The organism is Salmonella sp. A29-2 (genome assembly GCF_020150755.1).
Lineage (GTDB): Bacteria > Pseudomonadota > Gammaproteobacteria > Enterobacterales > Enterobacteriaceae > Salmonella > Salmonella enterica.
Map to the genome: position 1 here is coordinate 878,665 of NZ_CP083731.1, position 19,433 is coordinate 898,097.

Here is a 19,433-nt window from a genome sequence, read left to right on the forward strand (position 1 = left end):
AAATTATGCTCACTCGCCTGCGCGAAATAGTCGAAAAAGTGGCCAGTGCGCCGCGTCTGAACGAGGCGCTGAATATTCTGGTCACGGATATCTGTCTTGCGATGGATACTGAGGTTTGCTCGGTTTACCTGGCCGATCATGACCGACGCTGTTATTACCTGATGGCGACGCGGGGGTTGAAAAAACCGCGTGGTCGAACCGTTGCGCTTGCGTTTGATGAGGGGATCGTCGGTCTGGTGGGCAGACTGGCGGAACCCATTAACCTTGCCGATGCGCAAAAACATCCCAGCTTTAAATACATTCCTTCGGTAAAAGAGGAGCGTTTTCGCGCGTTTCTCGGCGTGCCGATCATTCAGCGTCGCCAACTTCTCGGCGTGCTGGTCGTACAGCAGCGCGAATTGCGCCAGTACGATGAAAGCGAAGAGTCTTTCCTCGTCACGCTCGCTACGCAGATGGCGGCTATCCTGTCACAGTCGCAGGTCACAGCGCTGTTCGGGCAATACCGGCAGACGCGAATCCGCGCGCTTCCTGCGGCGCCGGGCGTGGCTATCGCAACGGGCTGGCAAGACGCGACCATGCCGCTGATGGAACAGGTTTACGAAGCGTCTACGCTGGATACCTCTCTTGAACGCGAACGATTGACCGGCGCGCTGGAAGAGGCGGCGAACGAGTTCCGACGATACAGCAAACGCTTTGCCGCCGGCGCGCAAAAAGAGACGGCGGCCATTTTCGATCTGTACTCACACCTGCTTTCAGATGCCAGACTGCGTCGCGAACTCTTCGCCGAGGTCGACAAAGGCGCTGTTGCGGAGTGGGCCGTTAAAAAAATCATCGAAAAATTTGCCGAGCAATTTGCGGCGCTAACCGATAACTACCTCAAAGAACGTGCGGGAGACTTACGCACGCTGGGGCAGCGGCTGTTATTCCACCTTGATGATTCAGTTCAGGGGCCAAACGCCTGGCCGGAACGTTTTATTCTGGTCGCGGATGAGCTGTCGGCGACCACCCTGGCGGAGCTGCCGCAGGACAGGCTGGCGGGCGTTGTGGTGCGCGACGGCGCGGCAAACTCGCATGCGGCGATTATGGTGCGCGCGCTCGGTATCCCGACCGTCATGGGCGCTGATATCCAACCTTCGGTGCTACATCGCCGTACGTTGGTGGTGGATGGCTATCGCGGTGAATTACTGGTCGATCCTGAACCCGTGCTTATTCAGGAATATCAGCGGCTCATTAGTGAAGAGATAGAACTCAGTCGTCTGGCGGAGGACGACGTCAATCTTCCCGCCCAACTGAAAAGCGGCGAGCGAGTCAAAGTGATGCTGAATGCCGGGCTCAGTCCCGAGCATGAGGAAAAGTTAGGCAGTCGGATCGACGGTATCGGCCTGTACCGTACTGAAATTCCCTTTATGCTGCAAAGCGGGTTTCCCTCGGAAGAAGAGCAGGTGGCGCAGTATCAAGGGATGCTGCAAATGTTTAACGATAAACCGGTGACGCTGCGGACCCTGGATGTGGGAGCGGATAAGCAACTGCCCTATATGCCGATCAGCGAGGAGAACCCGTGTCTGGGCTGGCGCGGGATCCGCATTACGCTGGATCAGCCGGAGATCTTTTTGATCCAGGTCCGCGCGATGCTGCGCGCCAATGCGGCGACTGGCAACCTCAGCATTTTGCTGCCGATGGTCACCAGTATTGATGAAGTCGATGAAGCGCGGCGTCTGATCGAACGCGCCGGGCGCGAGGTCGAGGAGATGATCGGCTATGCGATCCCGAAACCGCGTATCGGCATTATGCTGGAAGTACCGTCAATGGTATTTATGCTGCCGCATCTGGCTAACCGGATCGACTTTATCTCGGTCGGCACCAACGATTTAACGCAATATATCCTGGCGGTAGATCGCAACAATACCCGCGTGGCCAGTATTTACGACAGTCTGCATCCGGCTATGCTGCGCGCACTGTCCATGATCGCGCAGGAAGCCGAAAAAAATGGTCTCGATCTTCGCTTGTGCGGCGAGATGGCGGGCGATCCGATGTGCGTGGCGATTCTTATCGGTCTGGGATATCGCCATCTTTCGATGAATGGCCGTTCGGTAGCGCGTGTGAAATATCTGCTGCGGCATATCGATTTTGAAGACGCGCAAACCCTTGCCAGACGCAGCCTTGAGGCGCAGATGGCGACCGAAGTGCGTCATCAGGTTGCGGCGTTTATGGAGCGCCGCGGGATGGGGGGATTGATTCGAGGAGGGTTGTAACGACTGGAGCGGGAAAAGAGAGTGACTGTGGATTCACGGCGCAGACAACACGCCTGCAAGGTGTAAGACAATGCGTATACATATCTTTTAACGGTAATCGGCATCTCGCTTTTAACCCTTGTGCTATTATTCGCACCTTTGGAGCGTCTGCAACGCGCAGGCGCGCTTATCAATCGCTATCTCTTCAGCGAAATAACAAGAAATTGTGGTGACAGATGACCAGTAGCTATCTGCATTTTCCGGACTTTGATCCGGTCATTTTCTCAATTGGGCCCGTCGCGCTTCACTGGTATGGCTTGATGTATCTGGTGGGGTTCGTTTTCGCGATGTGGTTGGCGGTGCGTCGCGCTAACCGTCCGGGAAGCGGTTGGACCAAAAACGAAGTTGAAAATTTACTCTATGCAGGTTTCCTGGGGGTCTTCCTGGGGGGGCGTATTGGCTATGTCCTGTTTTATAACTTCCCTCTGTTTCTGGATAACCCGCTCTATTTATTCCGCGTCTGGGACGGCGGCATGTCCTTCCACGGCGGGCTTATCGGCGTGATACTGGTGATGATTATCTTCGCCAGGCGCACGAAGCGCTCGTTCTTTCAGGTGTCTGATTTTATTGCGCCGTTAATTCCGTTCGGCCTGGGCGCCGGGCGTCTGGGCAACTTTATCAACGGTGAATTGTGGGGGCGCGTCGATCCTGACTTCCGGTTTGCCATGCTCTTTCCTGGCTCACGCGCGGAAGATATTGCGCTGCTGCCGTCACATCCGCAATGGCAGCCTATTTTTGATACCTACGGCGTATTGCCGCGCCACCCTTCCCAGTTGTATGAGCTGGCATTAGAAGGCGTGGTGCTGTTTATCATCCTTAATCTCTTTATTCGCAAACCGCGTCCGATGGGCGCAGTCTCCGGATTATTCCTGATTGGCTATGGCGCGTTTCGTATCATTGTTGAATTCTTCCGCCAGCCGGACGCGCAATTTACCGGCGCGTGGGTACAGTACATCAGCATGGGGCAGATTCTCTCTATCCCGATGATTATCGCTGGCGCGATCATGATGGTTTGGGCATATCGCCGCCGCCCGCAGCAACACGTTTCCTGAGGAACCATGAAACAGTATTTAGAACTGATGCAAAAAGTGCTGGATGAAGGCACACAGAAAAACGACCGTACCGGCACCGGCACGCTTTCCATTTTTGGCCATCAGATGCGTTTTAACCTGCAGGAAGGCTTTCCTCTGGTGACGACAAAACGCTGCCATTTACGTTCAATTATTCACGAACTGCTATGGTTTTTGCAGGGCGATACCAACATCGCTTACCTGCACGAAAATAATGTCACCATCTGGGACGAATGGGCCGATGAGAACGGCGATTTAGGCCCGGTTTATGGGAAGCAGTGGCGTGCATGGCCAACACCGGATGGCCGCCATATCGATCAGATCGCCACGGTCTTAAGCCAGCTTAAAAACGACCCGGACTCTCGCCGTATTATCGTTTCTGCGTGGAACGTCGGCGAGCTGGATAAGATGGCGCTGGCGCCGTGTCACGCCTTTTTCCAGTTTTATGTCGCAGATGGAAAACTCTCCTGTCAGCTTTATCAGCGCTCCTGCGATGTGTTCCTCGGTCTGCCGTTCAACATTGCCAGCTACGCGTTACTGGTGCATATGATGGCGCAACAGTGCGACCTGGACGTCGGCGATTTTGTCTGGACCGGCGGCGACACGCACCTGTACAGCAACCATATGGAGCAGACGCACCTGCAATTAAGCCGTGAACCGCGCGCGCTGCCGAAGTTGGTCATTAAGCGTAAACCCGATTCGCTTTTTGACTACCGGTTCGATGATTTCGAAATTGAAGGCTATGATCCGCACCCCGGTATTAAAGCGCCGGTCGCTATCTAAGCGCTGACGATCCTGCCATAACCGACGTCATTGCGCGTCGGTTTTTTTTACCCTTCGTCTCAATCTTCGGCGCGGATTCCTGAAATTTTGCAACGCGCTGCAAGACATGAACTTTTTTCCGTAACGCGCCGAACAATCTGTATTTGGCGCTCGTTATTTTTCTTCCGCCCGCCATACTGCCGACATGAAAAAACAACAGGGCTATACGCTCATTGAAACGGTGGTCGCGATGTCGCTCATTATCATTCTCAGCGCCACAGGACTTTATGGCTGGCAACGCTGGCAGCAGCAACAGCGCCTGTGGCAAACCGCATGTCAGGTGCGGGATTACCTGCTGCAACTTCGTGAGGACGCTCACTGGCATAACCGCGATCACATTCTTCGCGTGGTCAGCGAAGGCGGTTCATGGTGCTTTGTCAGCTCTGTTGCTACGCAAACATCGTGTACGCCATCTTCCCCCTTTGTGTTTACGCCCGACTGGCGTGATGTCGTCCTTGCCGATATCACGCCGTCGTTAGCCTTCTTTGGCCTGCGCAATACGGCATGGGCAGGGCACATCGTACTGAAAAACGCTGCCGGAGAGTGGCGTCTGGTCGTCTCCTCCTGGGGGCGAATCAGGCTATGCGAGCGTAACGAGGCCGCCACGTGTCAATAACCACGCGGGGGTTCTCGCTACTGGAAGTTGTGCTGGCGATGGCGATAGGTTCCATTTTACTGCTTGGGTCCGCACGATTTTTACCGGCGTTACAGCGTGAGATCTGGCACAACACGCGACAGTTATCGCTGGAAGATGAAATCTGGCAGCGAACCTATACCGTAGCGAAGCATCTTCAACGTGCGGGTTACTGTCATGGCCACTGTATTGGCGAAGGGTTACATCTTGCCGAACAGGGGCAATGCGTCATCGTTCAGTGGGACGGGAATAATAACGGTGTCTGGGATACCATACCGGCGAAAGAGGCCGACCAGACCGGGTTTCGTGTGAAGGATAACGTTCTGGAGACATTACGCGGAGCAACATCTTGCCAGGGTAAGGGATGGGAAAAAATGACCGATCCCAATACGGTACTCATCACGGCGTTTACCGTTGAGCGCCGGGATATAACGGGATTCTCGCCAGTGCTCATGCTGCATCTGCGCGGCGCCAGCAAAGCCGAGCCTCAGACGGCTATTGACGCGCAATACAGCGTAACGGGATTTAATCTGTGAATCGGGAACGTGGCGCTTCTTCGCTAATACTGGCGCTTTTAATACTGATTCTGGGTAGTCTGCTATTGCAAGGCGTAAATCAGCAGCAGGCCAGCTATGCCGCCCGCGTGACGACGCAGAGCATGGCGATACAACGCCAGGCGCTCGTACAGTCGGCGCTGGAATGGGGGCGGGGGCAGCTATGGTCAGGCGTAACCGAAATGGAATGTCGGCGCTATTCCCCTTCAGGAGCGAGGGTCTGTTTGCGGAGATTATCGGGGGATGAGGTGGTGATGGCGGCGCAAGATGATGGCATGACGTTATGGCGTTTGGGCAACGTCATTCAGGGAAGCATTGTCTTTTCTCCCTACGGCTGGAGCGATTTTTGTCCGTTAAAAGAGGTGGCGTTATGTCGCATCCCCTGAATTTACAACGCGGGTTTAGCCTCCCGGAAGTTTTAGTGGCGATGGTTCTAATGGTAATGATCGTCACCGCGCTGTCAGGCTATCAGCGGGTATTAATGCACAGTTTTGCATTACGACACCAGTATCTTCAGATCTGGCGGCAGGCGTGGCAGCAAACGGCGCTGTATCCATTTTCGCCTGCTGAAGGCTGGAAGGCCAACCGGATGCAGACAACGCAATCGGGATGTGTCAGCATCAGCGTCACGATGGTTTCACCCTCTGGCAGGCAGGGGCAGATGACGCGCTTGCATTGTCCAAATCGTTAATCGTCAGGAGTAATTATGTTAAGGGTCTACCACTCCAATCGTCTGGATGTGCTGGAAGCGTTGATGGAATTCATCGTCGAACGCGAGCGGCTGGATGATCCCTTTGAACCAGAAATGATTCTGGTACAAAGCACGGGTATGGCGCAGTGGCTGCAGATGACCCTTTCACAAAAGTTTGGTATTGCGGCGAATATCGCTTTTCCGTTACCGGCGAGTTTTATCTGGGAGATGTTTGTTCGCGTGTTGCCGGATATCCCCAAAGAAAGCGCTTTCAGCAAACAAAGCATGAGCTGGAAACTGATGACCTTGCTGCCGCAGTTGCTGGATAAGGATGAGTTTGTACTGCTGCGCCATTATCTGACCGACGACACCGATAAACGCAAACTCTTTCAGCTTTCCGCGCGCGCCGCCGACCTGTTCGATCAGTATCTGGTTTATCGGCCTGACTGGCTTACGCAGTGGGAAGCGGGAAAAACCGTGGAAGGTCTGGGGGAGGCGCAAAACTGGCAGGCGCCGCTGTGGAAAGCATTGGTGGAATATACCGCCGCGCTGGGGCAGCCGCGCTGGCATCGCGCCAATCTCTACCAACGCTTTATTCAAACGCTGGAGAGCGCGACCGCCTGCCCGCCAGGGTTGCCGTCCCGCGTTTTTATTTGCGGCATTTCCGCGTTACCGCCAGTGTATCTCAGAGCATTGCAGGCGCTGGGTAAACATATTGAAATCCATCTCCTTTTTACTAATCCGTGTCGGTATTACTGGGGGGACATTAAAGACCCTGCCTGGCTGGCAAAACTTATGGCTCGCCAGCGTCGTCACAGTTTTGAAGACCGTCATTTACCGTTGTTCCGTGAAAACCAGAATCCGGAAGCCTTATTTAACAGCGACGGTGAACAGGATATCGGTAATCCGCTACTGGCCTCATGGGGAAAACTGGGACGGGATTATATCTACCTGCTATCTGAACTGGAAAATAGCCAGGAGCTGGATGCGTTTGCTGATATTACGCCAGATAATCTTTTGCATCGGATTCAGGCGGATATTCTTGAACTGGAAAGCCATGCGGTGGCGGGCGTAAATCTTGAGGAGTATTCACGCAGCGACAATAAGCGTCTGCTCGATCCTGAGGATAACAGTCTCTCTTTTCACGTTTGTCACAGCCCGCAGCGCGAGGTGGAGATACTGCACGATCGCCTGCTGGCGATGCTGGAAGCCGATCCGACGCTAACGCCGCGCGACATTATCGTTATGGTGGCTGATATTGACAGCTATAGCCCGTTTATCCAGGCGGTATTTGGTAGCGCGCCAACGGAGCGCTATCTGCCTTATGCCATTTCCGATCGGCGGGCGCGTCAGTCACATCCGGTGTTACAGGCATTTATCAGCCTACTTTCGTTACCGGACAGCCGCTTTGTCTCCGAGGATGTTCTGGCGTTGTTAGACGTACCGGTATTGGCTGCCCGCTTTACGATCAACGAAGAAGGGTTGCGTTATTTGCGCTTGTGGGTCAATGAGTCAGGCATTCGTTGGGGAATTGACGATGACAACGTACGAGAGCTGGAACTTCCTGCCACGGGGCAGCATACATGGCAATTTGGCCTGACGCGTATGCTGCTGGGGTATGCGATGGAAAGCGCCCAGGGCGAGTGGCAGTCGGTTCTGCCTTATGACGAATCCAGCGGTCTGATTGCTGAGCTGGTCGGGCATCTGGCTTCGCTGCTGATGCAGCTTAATATCTGGCGGCGCGGTCTGGCGCAGGAGCGACCGCTGGAAGAGTGGTTGCCCGTTTGTCGCGACATGCTCAATGATTTCTTCCTGCCCGATGCGGACACGGAAGCGGCAATGACATTGATTGAACAGCAGTGGCAGGCCATTATCGCCGAAGGTGTCGCGGCGGAATATGGCGATGCGGTACCGATTTCGCTACTGCGGGATGAACTGGCGCAGCGTCTGGATCAGGAACGTATTAGCCAGCGCTTCCTGGCGGGCCCCATCAATATTTGTACGCTGATGCCGATGCGTTCCATTCCGTTCAGAGTCGTTTGCCTGCTGGGAATGAACGACGGCGTATACCCGCGCCAGCTTGCGCCGTTGGGCTTTGACCTGATGAGCCAAAAACCCATGCGCGGGGATCGTAGCCGTCGCGACGATGACCGCTACCTGTTTCTGGAAGCGTTAATCTCGGCGCAGCAGACGCTGTATATCAGCTACATCGGTCGCTCCATCCAGGATAATAGCGAACGCTTTCCCTCTGTACTGGTGCAAGAATTGGTGGATTACATCGGGCAAAGCCACTATTTGCCGGGCGACGAAACGCTGACCTGTGATGAGAGCGAAGCACGAGTCAAAGCGCATATTACGCGTCTGCATACCCGTATGCCTTTTGATGCGCAAAATTACCAACCCGGCGAACAGCAAAGTTATGCCAGAGAGTGGTTGCCTGCGGCGAGTCAGTCGGGGAAAGCGCATTCTGACTTTGTGCAGCCGCTTCCTTTTACGATGCCGGAAACATTGACTCTGGAAAGTCTGCAGCGTTTTTGGGCCCATCCGGTACGCGCATTTTTTCAGATGCGGCTTCAGGTTAATTTCCGCTCGGAAGAGAGTGAGATTCCTGATGCGGAACCGTTTGAATTAGAGGGATTGACGCGATATCAACTTAACCAACAGTTGCTCAATACGCTGGTTGAAGAGGACGATGCCGAACGCTTGTTCCGCCGTTTCCGGGCTGCGGGAGAGTTGCCTTATGGCGCGTTTGGCGAAATATTCTGGGATGCGCAATGTCAGGAGATGCAGCAACTGGCAAGCCGGGTCATCGCCTGCCGTAAGCCGAGCCAAAGCCTGGAAGTGGATCTGCTTTGCAATGGCGTTCAGCTAACCGGCTGGCTACCGCAGGTACAGGAGGATGGATTATTGCGCTGGCGTCCCGCTTTAATCAGCGTTGCGCAAGGTGTGCAACTTTGGCTGGAACACCTTGTCTATTGTGCCAGCGGCGGGAGTGGCGAAAGTCGCCTGTTTTTGCGCAAAGAGGGAGAGTGGCGATTTCCGCCTCTTGATAAAACGCAGGCAATGGCTTACCTGGCGCAACTGATTGAAGGCTACCGGGAAGGCATGTCTTCTCCGCTATTGGTACTGCCGGAAAGCGGCGGCGCATGGATAAAAGCCTGTTATGACGCTGAAAATGATGTCATGTTAGACGACGATGATACCTTACAGAAGGCCAGGACAAAGTTTTTACAGGCTTATGAAGGCAACATGATGGTGAGCGGCGAAGGCGAAGATATCTGGTATCAACGTCTTTGGCGTCAGCTGGAATCTGAAACGTTGCAGGCTATCATTGCGCAGTCACGGCATTACCTGTTACCGCTGTTTCGTTTTAATCAGTCTCGTTGATTGTATGAAAATCGCGCCATTAAAAGGCTTCGACTATGATGCGCTCTTCGTCACGGACTGATTACTGATAAAAAGATGCTGCCTGGTTCAGCACAATAATATCCCGTTCTGCTCAGGTCGATGGTTTATGTGACCATACAGATGAGTGGGAATGAAAGTTAATGATGAGGTCCGTGAATGCCCCGCAGCACCTGGTTCAAAGTGTTATTGTTATTGGTCGCCCTCTGGGGGCCTGCAGTTCAGGCGGATATCGGTTGGCAACCGCTGCAAGAAACTATCCGTAAAAGCGATAAAGATACCCGGCAGTATCAGGCGATACGTCTTGATAATGACATGGTGGTGTTGCTGGTATCCGATCCGCAGGCTGTAAAGTCGCTTTCAGCGTTAGTGGTGCCCGTTGGATCGCTTGAAGATCCTGAGGCTCATCAGGGGCTTGCTCATTATCTTGAGCATATGTGCCTGATGGGGTCAAAAAAATATCCGCAGGCGGATAGCCTTGCCGAATACCTTAAAAGACATGGCGGTAGCCACAACGCCAGCACCGCGCCTTATCGAACAGCCTTCTACCTGGAGGTTGAAAACGACGCGCTTCCAGGCGCCGTAGATCGCCTGGCCGACGCCATTGCCGCGCCATTGCTCGATAAAAAATACGCCGAACGCGAACGAAACGCGGTGAATGCCGAGCTGACGATGGCGCGCACCCGCGACGGTATGCGTATGGCGCAGGTAAGCGCCGAAACCATTAACCCAGCGCATCCAGGCTCGCACTTTTCTGGCGGCAATCTGGAAACGCTAAGCGATAAGCCGGGCAATCCGGTGCAACAGGCGTTGATCGCTTTTCATGAAAAATACTATTCAGCTAATCTGATGAAGGCGGTGATTTACAGTAATAAACCCTTGCCGGAACTGGCGAGTATTGCCGCCGCAACCTATGGTCGCGTGCCGAATAAACAGATTAAAAAACCGGAAATTACCGTACCTGTCATCACCGAGGCGCAGAAGGGCATCATTATTCATTACGTGCCGGCGCTACCGCGTAAAGTGCTGCGCGTGGAGTTTCGTATTGATAACAATAGCGCGCAGTTCCGTAGCAAGACCGATGAACTGGTCTCTTATCTGATTGGCAATCGTAGCCCGGGGACGCTCTCTGACTGGCTGCAAAAACAAGGACTGGTCGAAGGTATTAGCGCGGATTCCGATCCGATTGTTAATGGTAACAGCGGCGTATTTGCCATTTCGGCAACGCTGACTGATAAAGGTTTGGCCAATCGTGATGAAGTCGTCGCAGCTATCTTTAGCTATCTCAATACGTTACGTGAAAAAGGGATAGATAAACGTTACTTTGACGAGCTGGCGCATGTGCTGGATCTCGACTTCCGCTATCCGTCGATTACCCGCGATATGGACTATGTCGAGTGGCTGGCGGACACTATGATCCGCGTCCCGGTAGCGCATACGCTGGATGCGGCGAATATCGCCGATCGTTACGATCCTGCCGCTATCAAAAATCGCCTGGCGATGATGACGCCGCAGAATGCGCGCATCTGGTACATCAGTCCCCAGGAACCCCATAATAAGATTGCGTATTTTGTGGATGCGCCTTATCAGGTCGATAAGATTAGCGAACAGACGTTTAAAAACTGGCAGCAAAAAGCACAGGGCATTGCGTTGTCGCTGCCGGAGTTAAACCCCTATATTCCTGATGATTTTACGCTTGTTAAGAATGACAAAAACTACGTGCGGCCAGAACTGATTGTCGATAAAGCGGATTTGCGCGTGGTTTATGCGCCGAGTCGTTATTTCGCCAGCGAGCCAAAAGCTGACGTGAGCGTGGTATTGCGTAACCCGCAGGCGATGGACAGCGCCCGCAATCAGGTACTGTTCGCCCTTAATGATTATCTGGCGGGAATGGCGCTAGATCAGCTCAGTAACCAGGCGGCAGTGGGTGGCATTAGCTTTTCTACTAACGTCAACAATGGTCTGATGGTCACTGCGAACGGTTATACCCAGCGTTTGCCGCAGCTTTTCCTGGCGTTGCTGGAAGGATATTTTAGCTACGACGCCACGGAGGAACAGCTGGCGCAGGCGAAATCCTGGTATACGCAGATGATGGATTCTGCGGAGAAGGGAAAAGCCTACGAACAGGCGATTATGCCGGTGCAGATGATTTCGCAGGTGCCTTATTTTTCCCGTGATGAACGTCGCGCTTTGCTGCCGTCCATTACGTTAAAAGAGGTGATGGCCTATCGTAATGCGTTAAAAACGGGCGCTCGTCCGGAATTTCTGGTTATAGGAAATATGAGCGAAGCCCAGGCGACCTCTCTGGCGCAAGATGTCCAAAAACAGCTCGCGGCGAACGGATCGGCGTGGTGTCGCAACAAAGACGTAGTGGTTGAGAAAAAGCAGTCCGTAATATTTGAAAAAGCGGGCAGTAGCACCGACTCCGCGTTAGCCGCGGTCTTTGTCCCGGTCGGCTACGACGAGTACGTCAGCGCTGCCTACAGCGCGATGCTAGGTCAGATTGTTCAACCGTGGTTTTACAATCAGCTACGAACCGAAGAGCAACTGGGATACGCCGTTTTCGCCTTTCCGATGAGCGTTGGCCGTCAGTGGGGAATGGGATTCCTGCTACAGAGCAACGATAAACAGCCCTCTTACCTGTGGCAACGCTATCAGGCATTTTTCCCTGACGCCGAGGCGAAGCTGAGGGCGATGAAGCCGGAAGAGTTCGCCCAAATTCAGCAGGCGATCATTACGCAAATGCGCCAGGCGCCGCAAACGTTGGGCGAAGAAGCATCCCGTTTAAGCAAGGATTTCGATCGGGGTAATATGCGCTTTGACTCGCGTGATAAAATCATCGCTCAGATAAAATTGCTGACGCCACAAAAGCTTGCCGACTTCTTCCACCAGGCGGTGGTGGAACCACAAGGTATGGCAATATTGTCACAGATTGCTGGTAGCCAGAATGGAAAAGCAGAATACGTGCATCCGACAGGCTGGAAAGTGTGGGATAACGTCAGCGCATTGCAGCAAACGTTACCTCTAATGAGCGAAAAGAATGAATGATGTCGCCGAGACTCTTGATCCTCTGCGCTTGCCCCTGACAGGCGAGCGTCTGATTGAAGCATCAGCGGGCACAGGCAAAACGTTTACTATCGCGGCGCTGTATCTGCGGTTATTGCTCGGCCTGGGCGGCAGTGCCGCATTTCCCCGCCCGTTGACCGTTGAAGAACTGCTGGTGGTAACCTTTACGGAGGCCGCCACTGAAGAGCTGCGTGGGCGAATCCGCAGTAATATCCATGAGTTGCGCATCGCCTGTCTGCGGGAAAGCACGGATAATCCGCTGTATGCCCGCTTGCTGGAAGAAATTAGCGACAAAAAGCAGGCCGCGCAGTGGTTATTACTGGCGGAACGACAAATGGACGAGGCCGCGGTCTTTACCATCCACGGTTTTTGCCAGCGTATGCTCAGCCTGAACGCTTTCGAATCCGGTATGTTGTTTGAGCAACAGCTTATTGAAGACGAATCTTTGTTGCGTTATCAGGCCTGCGCCGATTTCTGGCGGCGTCATTGCTATCCGCTGCCGCGCGACATCGCGCAGGTGGTGTTTGACGTGTGGAAGGGACCGAAGGCGCTCTTAAAGGATATCGATCGTTATCTGCAGGGCGAAGCGCCGGTCATTAAAGCGCCGCCATCGCAGGAGGAGACGCTGGCATCGCGCCATGAACAGATCCTGGCGCGCATCAACCAGGTGAAGCAGCAGTGGTGTGAGGCGGTTAGCGAGCTGGACGCGCTGATCGAATCATCCGGCATCGATCGCAGAAAATTCAACCGCGGCAATCAGGCGAAATGGATCGAAAAGATCACCTCGTGGGCGCAAGAAGAGACGAAAAACTATCAATTACCCGAGGCGTTGGGAAAATTTTCACAGCGTTTTTTAGCTGAGCGCACCAAAGCTGGCGGCGTGACGCCCCAGCACCCATTGTTTGTCGCCATCGATAACCTGTTGGGCGAACCGCTATCGATTAAAGATCTGGTTCTTACTCGAGCGTTATCAGAGATCCGTGAAACGGTGGCTCAGGAAAAACGCCGGCGCGGCGAGCTGGGGTTTGACGATATGCTCAGCCGTTTAGATACCGCGCTGCGTAGTGAAAGCGGCGAGGCGCTGGCTGCGGCGATTCGTACCCGTTTTCCGGTGGCGATGATCGATGAATTTCAGGATACCGACCCACAACAGTACCGTATTTTTCGCCGTATCTGGCGACATCAACCCGATACGGCGCTATTGCTGATTGGCGATCCTAAACAGGCGATTTATGCGTTTCGTGGCGCGGATATCTTTACCTACATGAAGGCTCGCAGCGAAGTGAGCGCGCACTATACCCTTGACACTAACTGGCGCTCCGCGCCGGGGATGGTGAATAGCGTTAACAAGCTGTTCAGTCAGATGAATGACGCCTTTATGTTCCGCGATATTCCCTTCAGTCCGGTAAAGTTTGCGCCCAGAAACCAGTCGCTGCAATTTAAAGTGAATGACGCGCCTCAACCGGCGATGACCCTGTGGCTAATGGAGGGGGAAAGCTGCGGTTCGGGCGATTATCAAAGTTATATGGCGCAGGTGTGCGCCACGCAAATTCGCGACTGGCTGCGTGCCGGGCAAACGGGCGACGCGCTGCTGACGAACGGCGATTCGTCGCGGCCCGTTCGCGCCTCGGATATTAGCGTGCTGGTGCGCAGCAGGCGGGAAGCCGCGCTGATACGGGATGCGCTGACCTTACTGGCGATCCCCTCCGTCTATCTTTCTAACCGCGACAGCGTATTCGAAACGCTCGAAGCGCAGGAGATGCTGTGGGTGTTGCAGGCGGTGATGGCGCCCGAACGTGAGAATACGCTGCGTAGCGCTCTGGCGACATCAATGATGGGCCTTACCGCGCTGGATATCGAAACGCTTAACAATGATGAAAATGCGTGGGATGCGGTTGTTGAAGAGTTTGATGGCTACCGACAGATTTGGCATAAACGCGGCGTGATGCCTATGCTGCGCGCGCTAATGTCGGCGCGCAATATTGCTGAAAACCTGCTGGCGACGGCGGGAGGCGAACGTCGGCTGACGGATATTCTGCATATTAGCGAACTGTTACAGGAAGCCGGTTCGCAGCTGGAAAGCGAACATGCGCTGGTGCGTTGGCTGGCGCAACATATCCTTGAACCCGATAGCAATGCTTCCAGCCAGCAACTACGTCTGGAAAGCGATAAGCATCTGGTGCAAATCGTCACCATTCATAAATCGAAAGGTCTGGAATACCCGCTGGTCTGGTTACCTTTTATCACCCATTTCCGCGTGCAGGACCAGGCTTTTTATCACGACAGGCACTCCTACGAGGCGGTGCTGGACCTTAGTCACGCCGAAGAGAGCATAGCACTGGCGGAAGCCGAACGCCTGGCGGAAGACCTGCGCCTACTTTATGTCGCGCTGACCCGTGCAGTGTGGCATTGCAGCCTCGGCGTCGCGCCGCTGGTGCGGCGTCGTAGCGATAAGAAAGGCGAGACGGATGTGCACCAAAGCGCGCTTGGGCGACTCCTGCAAAAAGGCGAACCGATGGATGCCGCAGGCCTTCGCGCCTGTATTGAGGCGCTATGCGACGAGGATATCGTGTGTCGAACGCCAGGCAATACGGATAACGACCGCTGGCAAATTGCCGCTGCATCGCACGCGGAACTCAGCGCCAGAACGCTGCAACGCCTGCTTTATGATAGCTGGCGCGTCACTAGTTATTCCGGTTTGCAGCAGCGGGGACATAGCGTGGCGCAAGATCTTATTCCTCGTCTCGACATTGACGCCGCAGGCGTTGGCGAAGCGGCGGAAGCGCCGGCAATGACGCCGCATCACTTTCCTCGCGGGGCATCGCCGGGAACATTTTTGCACAGCCTGTTTGAAGAGCTTGATTTTACTCAACCGATAAACCCCCAATGGGTACAGGAAAAACTGGAGCTGAGTGGTTTTGAAACGCGATGGGAGCCCGTACTTACCCGCTGGCTGGACACCGTGTTGCACGTTCCCCTTAACGAGACGGGCGTTAGTCTGAGCGTGCTGACCGAGCGTGAAAAACAGGTCGAAATGGAGTTTTATCTGCCGATTGCCCAGCCGCTTACCGCCGGAGAGCTGGATGCGTTGATTCGTCGGTACGACCCGCTTTCAGCAGGTTGCCCTGCGCTGGATTTCATGCAGGTTCGCGGCATGTTAAAGGGCTTTATCGACCTGGTGTTCCGTTATGAGGGGCGCTATTACCTGCTCGACTATAAATCTAACTGGCTGGGCGAGGATAGCGCCGCTTATACCCAGACGGCGATGGCTGCGGCGATGCAGGCGCATCGCTATGATTTGCAGTACCAGCTTTATACGCTGGCATTGCATCGTTACCTTCGTCATCGAATGGCGAATTACGACTATGAACGCCATTTCGGCGGCGTCATCTATCTCTTTTTACGCGGGGTGGATAGCGAACGTCCGCAGCAGGGTATTTTTACCACTCGTCCTGCGGCGGCGTTAATTAACCAACTGGATGATATGTTTGCAGGTGAAATGAGTGAGGAGGCGCAATGACAATCCAGGAGCGGTTGCTGGAGGCCGTTGAACAAAAACTCTTACGGCCCATTGATGCCCAGTTTGCTTTAACCGTCGCCGGTAACGACGATCCCGCCGTGACGCTGGCGGCAGCGCTGCTTAGTCATGACGCAGGTGAAGGTCACGTGTGTCTGCCGTTGTCGCGTTTAACGTTAACGGAGGAGGCGCATCCCTTACTGGTCGCCTGGATAAGCGAAACGCCTACGCCAATCGACTGGAAAAAGCGGTTACTGGCGTCTGCGGCGGTTAGCTGCGGCGATAGCCCCGCGCCGTTAATTCTGTGCGGCGATCGCCTCTACCTGAATCGCATGTGGTGCAACGAGCGTACGGTTGCGCGCTTTTTTAACGAGGTTAACCAGGCCATCGCCGTAGATGAAGATCAGTTATCCCGTATTCTGGACGCGCTATTCCCTCCGACAGACGAGGTGAACTGGCAAAAGGTGGCCGCCGCCGTAGCGCTAACTCGCCGTATCTCCGTGATTTCAGGCGGTCCCGGCACCGGTAAAACCACCACCGTCGCGAAGCTGCTGGCGGCATTAATTCAAATGGCGGATGGCGAACGTTGCCGTATCCGGCTGGCGGCGCCGACCGGGAAAGCGGCCGCACGCCTGACGGAGTCGCTCGGCGCGGCGTTGCGTCAGCTTCCTCTTACCGATGCGCAGAAAAAGCGTATACCGGAGGACGCCAGTACGCTGCACCGACTGCTGGGCGCACAGCCCGGCAGCCAGCGATTACGCCATCATGCGGGCAACCCGCTGCATCTGGACGTGCTGGTGGTCGATGAAGCATCAATGATTGATTTGCCGATGATGTCACGTTTGATTGACGCTCTGCCGCCGCACGGGCGGGTCATTTTTCTTGGCGATCGCGATCAGTTGGCATCCGTTGAGGCGGGCGCTGTGTTGGGCGATATTTGCGCCTATGTCAACGCAGGGTTTACGGCGGAACGCGCCCGACAGCTAAGTCGACTAACAGGGAGCGCCATTCCGGCGGGGGCCGGAACGCAAGCCGCGTCTTTACGCGATAGCCTCTGTTTGTTGCAAAAGAGCTACCGTTTCGGCAGCGATTCTGGCATCGGCAAGCTGGCGGCGGCGATTAACTGCGGCGACAGGTCGGCAATCCAGGCGGTTTTTCAGCAGGGGTTTAACGATATAGAGAAGCGTACATTGCAAAGCAGCGACGATTATGCCGGGATGCTGGATGAAGCGCTGGCGGGCTATGGGCGCTACCTGCGGTTGCTGCATGAAAAAGCGGCGCCGGAGGCAATCCTGCAGGCTTTCAATGAGTATCAACTGCTTTGCGCGCTGCGTGAAGGCCCATTTGGCGTGAGGGGACTGAATGACCGCATTGAGCAGGCGATGGTGCAGCAACGAAAAATTCAGCGGCCCCCGCATTCTCGCTGGTACGAAGGGCGTCCGGTAATGATTGCGCGCAACGATAGCGCGTTGGGGCTATTTAACGGCGATATTGGTATTGCGCTCGATCGCGGGCAGGGGTTACGCGTCTGGTTTGTGATGCCGGACGGCACGATCAAGTCCGTTCAGCCCAGCCGTCTGCCGGAACATGATACAACCTGGGCGATGACGGTACATAAATCACAGGGGTCTGAATTTGATCACGCCGCGCTGATTTTACCCAGCCAGCGTTCGCCGGTCGTGACGCGGGAGCTGGTGTATACCGCGGTTACGCGAGCGCGGCGGCGGTTATCGCTGTATGCCGATGAACGGATCCTGGCAGGCGCGATTGTGACGCGTACGGAGCGGCGCAGCGGGCTAGCCACCTTATTTGATGAAGTCAGTCGTACCGGATAAGACGAGTTCTCGCCGGATGGCGACGCGTAGCGTCTTATCCGGCCTCCAAATGATGCTTTCGAGCGTAGGCCTGATAAGCGCAGCGCCATCAGGCCCACCTTGTTATCCTAAATCCGCCATCAGCACCTTTGAACGTCGCTGATAGTTATACATTTTTTTCTTGCTCTCAGGCAGTAACTCAATATCGACAGGCGTGAAACCGCGCTCCTGGAACCAGTGAATACTGCGCGTCGTCAGCACAAACAATTTACGCAGCCCCATTTGCCGCGCCTGGGCGGCAACCCGCTCCAGAAGCACTTCTCCACGCGATGAGCTGCGATAATCCGGATGCACCGCAACGCAGGCCATTTCGCCTATTTTCTCTTCCAAAAAAGGATACAGCGCCGCGCAGGCGATAGTCATATTATCGCGCTGAATAATGGTAAATTTATCGATCTCCATCTCCAGTTGTTCACGGGAACGGCGTACCAGAATGCCCTGCTGTTCCAGTGGGCGGATAAGCTCCAGAATACCGCCAATATCGTTGATGGTGGCGCGGCGGATCTGCTCGGCGCTCTCCATGACGATCTGCGTACCGATACCATCACGCGAGAACAATTCCTGTAATAGCGAGCCATCTTCCTGATAGCTGATCAGATGGCAACGACGAACGCCGCTACGACAGGCTTTTACCGCGCCGCGCAAAAAACGTACGGTTCCGGAGTTGTAATCGCCCAGCGCTTCCAACTCTTCCACCCGCGCCTGCGCTTCATTCGGGAAGAGTTCAGAAATGATGCCGCCCTCGCTATTGGTAACGCCCTGAGAAGAACAGAACCCGATCATTTTTTCCGCTTTCAATTTAACGGCGAGTTGAGTGGCAATCTCTTCTGAGGTCAGATTAAAACTTTCGCCGGTCACTGAGACGGCGACCGGCCCCATCAGAACGATCGCGCCGTTATCCAACTGGCGGTTGATCGCATCTTCATCAATGCGCCGGATACGGCCGCTATGACAGTAGTCCACGCCATCATCAACGCCCAGCGGCTGCGCAATGGTGAAATTGCCGCTGACGACATTAATGTGCGCGCCCTGCAACGGCGTATTGTTCAGACTCATCGACAGACGGGCGGTAATATCAAGCTGGAGTAAACCGGCGGCCTGTTTCACCAGCTCCAGTGCTTTGGCGTCCGTCACCCGCGTGTTTTTGTGGTAAATCGGTTCATGATGATGCGCGGCCAGATTGGCGTCGATTTGCGGTCGCGCGCCATACACCACGACAAGGCGAATACCGAGGCTATGCAGTAGCCCGATATCGCTAACGATGCTGGAAAAATTGTCATGCTCAATGGCTTCGCCGCCGAGCATAATGACAAAGGTTTTTCCGCGATGGGTGTTGATATAGGGAACTGAATGGCGAAACCCTTCTACCAGTTCGGTTTTACGTTCCTTTATCATTGCGCGCCCCACTAGTGAATTATTATTCGGAATTTATGTATTTTTATTCTGTTTTTACCCTCTGTGCAAGCGTAAATTTTATGCGGTCCGATCGCTTTTCTTAGTAATGCCGTG

12 protein-coding genes are annotated in these 19,433 nt (G+C 54.5%); 11 read left to right on the forward strand and 1 reads right to left on the reverse strand.

Features of this window, described 5'->3' with window-relative positions; all coding sequences use genetic code 11:
- Window positions 1-5 precede the first annotated feature (5 nt).
- The 11 genes from ptsP to recD all read left to right on the forward strand — a co-directional run bounded on the left by ptsP (window position 6) and on the right by recD (window position 17,885).
- Entirely contained in the window at window positions 6-2,252 is a 2,247-nt protein-coding gene (gene ptsP, locus K8W53_RS04295; protein WP_000957888.1) for a phosphoenolpyruvate--protein phosphotransferase, read from the forward strand.
- 215 nt (window positions 2,253-2,467) lie between these two features.
- On the forward strand, window positions 2,468-3,343 hold the full coding sequence (gene lgt / locus K8W53_RS04300; RefSeq protein WP_000204645.1) for a prolipoprotein diacylglyceryl transferase: 876 nt from the start codon (window positions 2,468-2,470) through the stop codon (window positions 3,341-3,343).
- Window positions 3,344-3,349: 6 nt separating this feature from the next.
- Window positions 3,350-4,144, forward strand: coding sequence for a thymidylate synthase (gene thyA, locus K8W53_RS04305; protein ID WP_000816247.1), 795 nt, complete (start codon window positions 3,350-3,352; stop codon window positions 4,142-4,144).
- 184 nt (window positions 4,145-4,328) lie between these two features.
- Window positions 4,329-4,799: a prepilin peptidase-dependent protein gene (locus tag K8W53_RS04310; RefSeq protein WP_000744668.1), complete on the forward strand. Its 471-nt coding sequence runs from the start codon at window positions 4,329-4,331 to the stop codon at window positions 4,797-4,799.
- Window positions 4,790-5,353 (forward strand): prepilin peptidase-dependent protein, encoded by a 564-nt coding sequence (locus K8W53_RS04315; RefSeq protein ID WP_000029152.1) that lies wholly within the window; start codon window positions 4,790-4,792, stop codon window positions 5,351-5,353. The genes K8W53_RS04310 and K8W53_RS04315 overlap by 10 nt, the downstream gene beginning before the upstream one ends.
- Window positions 5,350-5,757, forward strand: coding sequence for a DUF2509 family protein (locus K8W53_RS04320; RefSeq protein ID WP_023224522.1), 408 nt, complete (start codon window positions 5,350-5,352; stop codon window positions 5,755-5,757). The genes K8W53_RS04315 and K8W53_RS04320 overlap by 4 nt, the downstream gene beginning before the upstream one ends.
- Entirely contained in the window at window positions 5,742-6,062 is a 321-nt protein-coding gene (locus K8W53_RS04325; protein ID WP_000019294.1) for a prepilin-type N-terminal cleavage/methylation domain-containing protein, read from the forward strand. Before K8W53_RS04320 ends, K8W53_RS04325 begins: the two co-directional genes overlap by 16 nt.
- Window positions 6,063-6,077: 15 nt before the next feature.
- Complete coding sequence (recC, locus tag K8W53_RS04330) at window positions 6,078-9,449, forward strand: exodeoxyribonuclease V subunit gamma (RefSeq protein ID WP_023194895.1); 3,372 nt, start codon at window positions 6,078-6,080, stop codon at window positions 9,447-9,449.
- Window positions 9,450-9,626: 177 nt separating this feature from the next.
- Window positions 9,627-12,515 carry a pitrilysin gene (ptrA, locus tag K8W53_RS04335; protein ID WP_052939273.1) on the forward strand — a complete coding sequence of 963 codons (2,889 nt, stop codon included), beginning with the start codon at window positions 9,627-9,629 and terminating at the stop codon, window positions 12,513-12,515.
- Window positions 12,508-16,053: an exodeoxyribonuclease V subunit beta gene (gene recB, locus K8W53_RS04340; protein ID WP_023224525.1), complete on the forward strand. Its 3,546-nt coding sequence runs from the start codon at window positions 12,508-12,510 to the stop codon at window positions 16,051-16,053. Before ptrA ends, recB begins: the two co-directional genes overlap by 8 nt.
- Entirely contained in the window at window positions 16,050-17,885 is a 1,836-nt protein-coding gene (recD, locus tag K8W53_RS04345) for an exodeoxyribonuclease V subunit alpha (RefSeq protein WP_023224526.1), read from the forward strand. Before recB ends, recD begins: the two co-directional genes overlap by 4 nt.
- Window positions 17,886-17,987: 102 nt before the next feature.
- Here recD and argA read toward each other — a convergent pair whose 3' ends face one another.
- Window positions 17,988-19,319 (reverse strand): amino-acid N-acetyltransferase, encoded by a 1,332-nt coding sequence (gene argA, locus K8W53_RS04350; RefSeq protein ID WP_052939272.1) that lies wholly within the window; start codon window positions 19,317-19,319, stop codon window positions 17,988-17,990.
- Window positions 19,320-19,433: the final 114 nt, after the last annotated feature.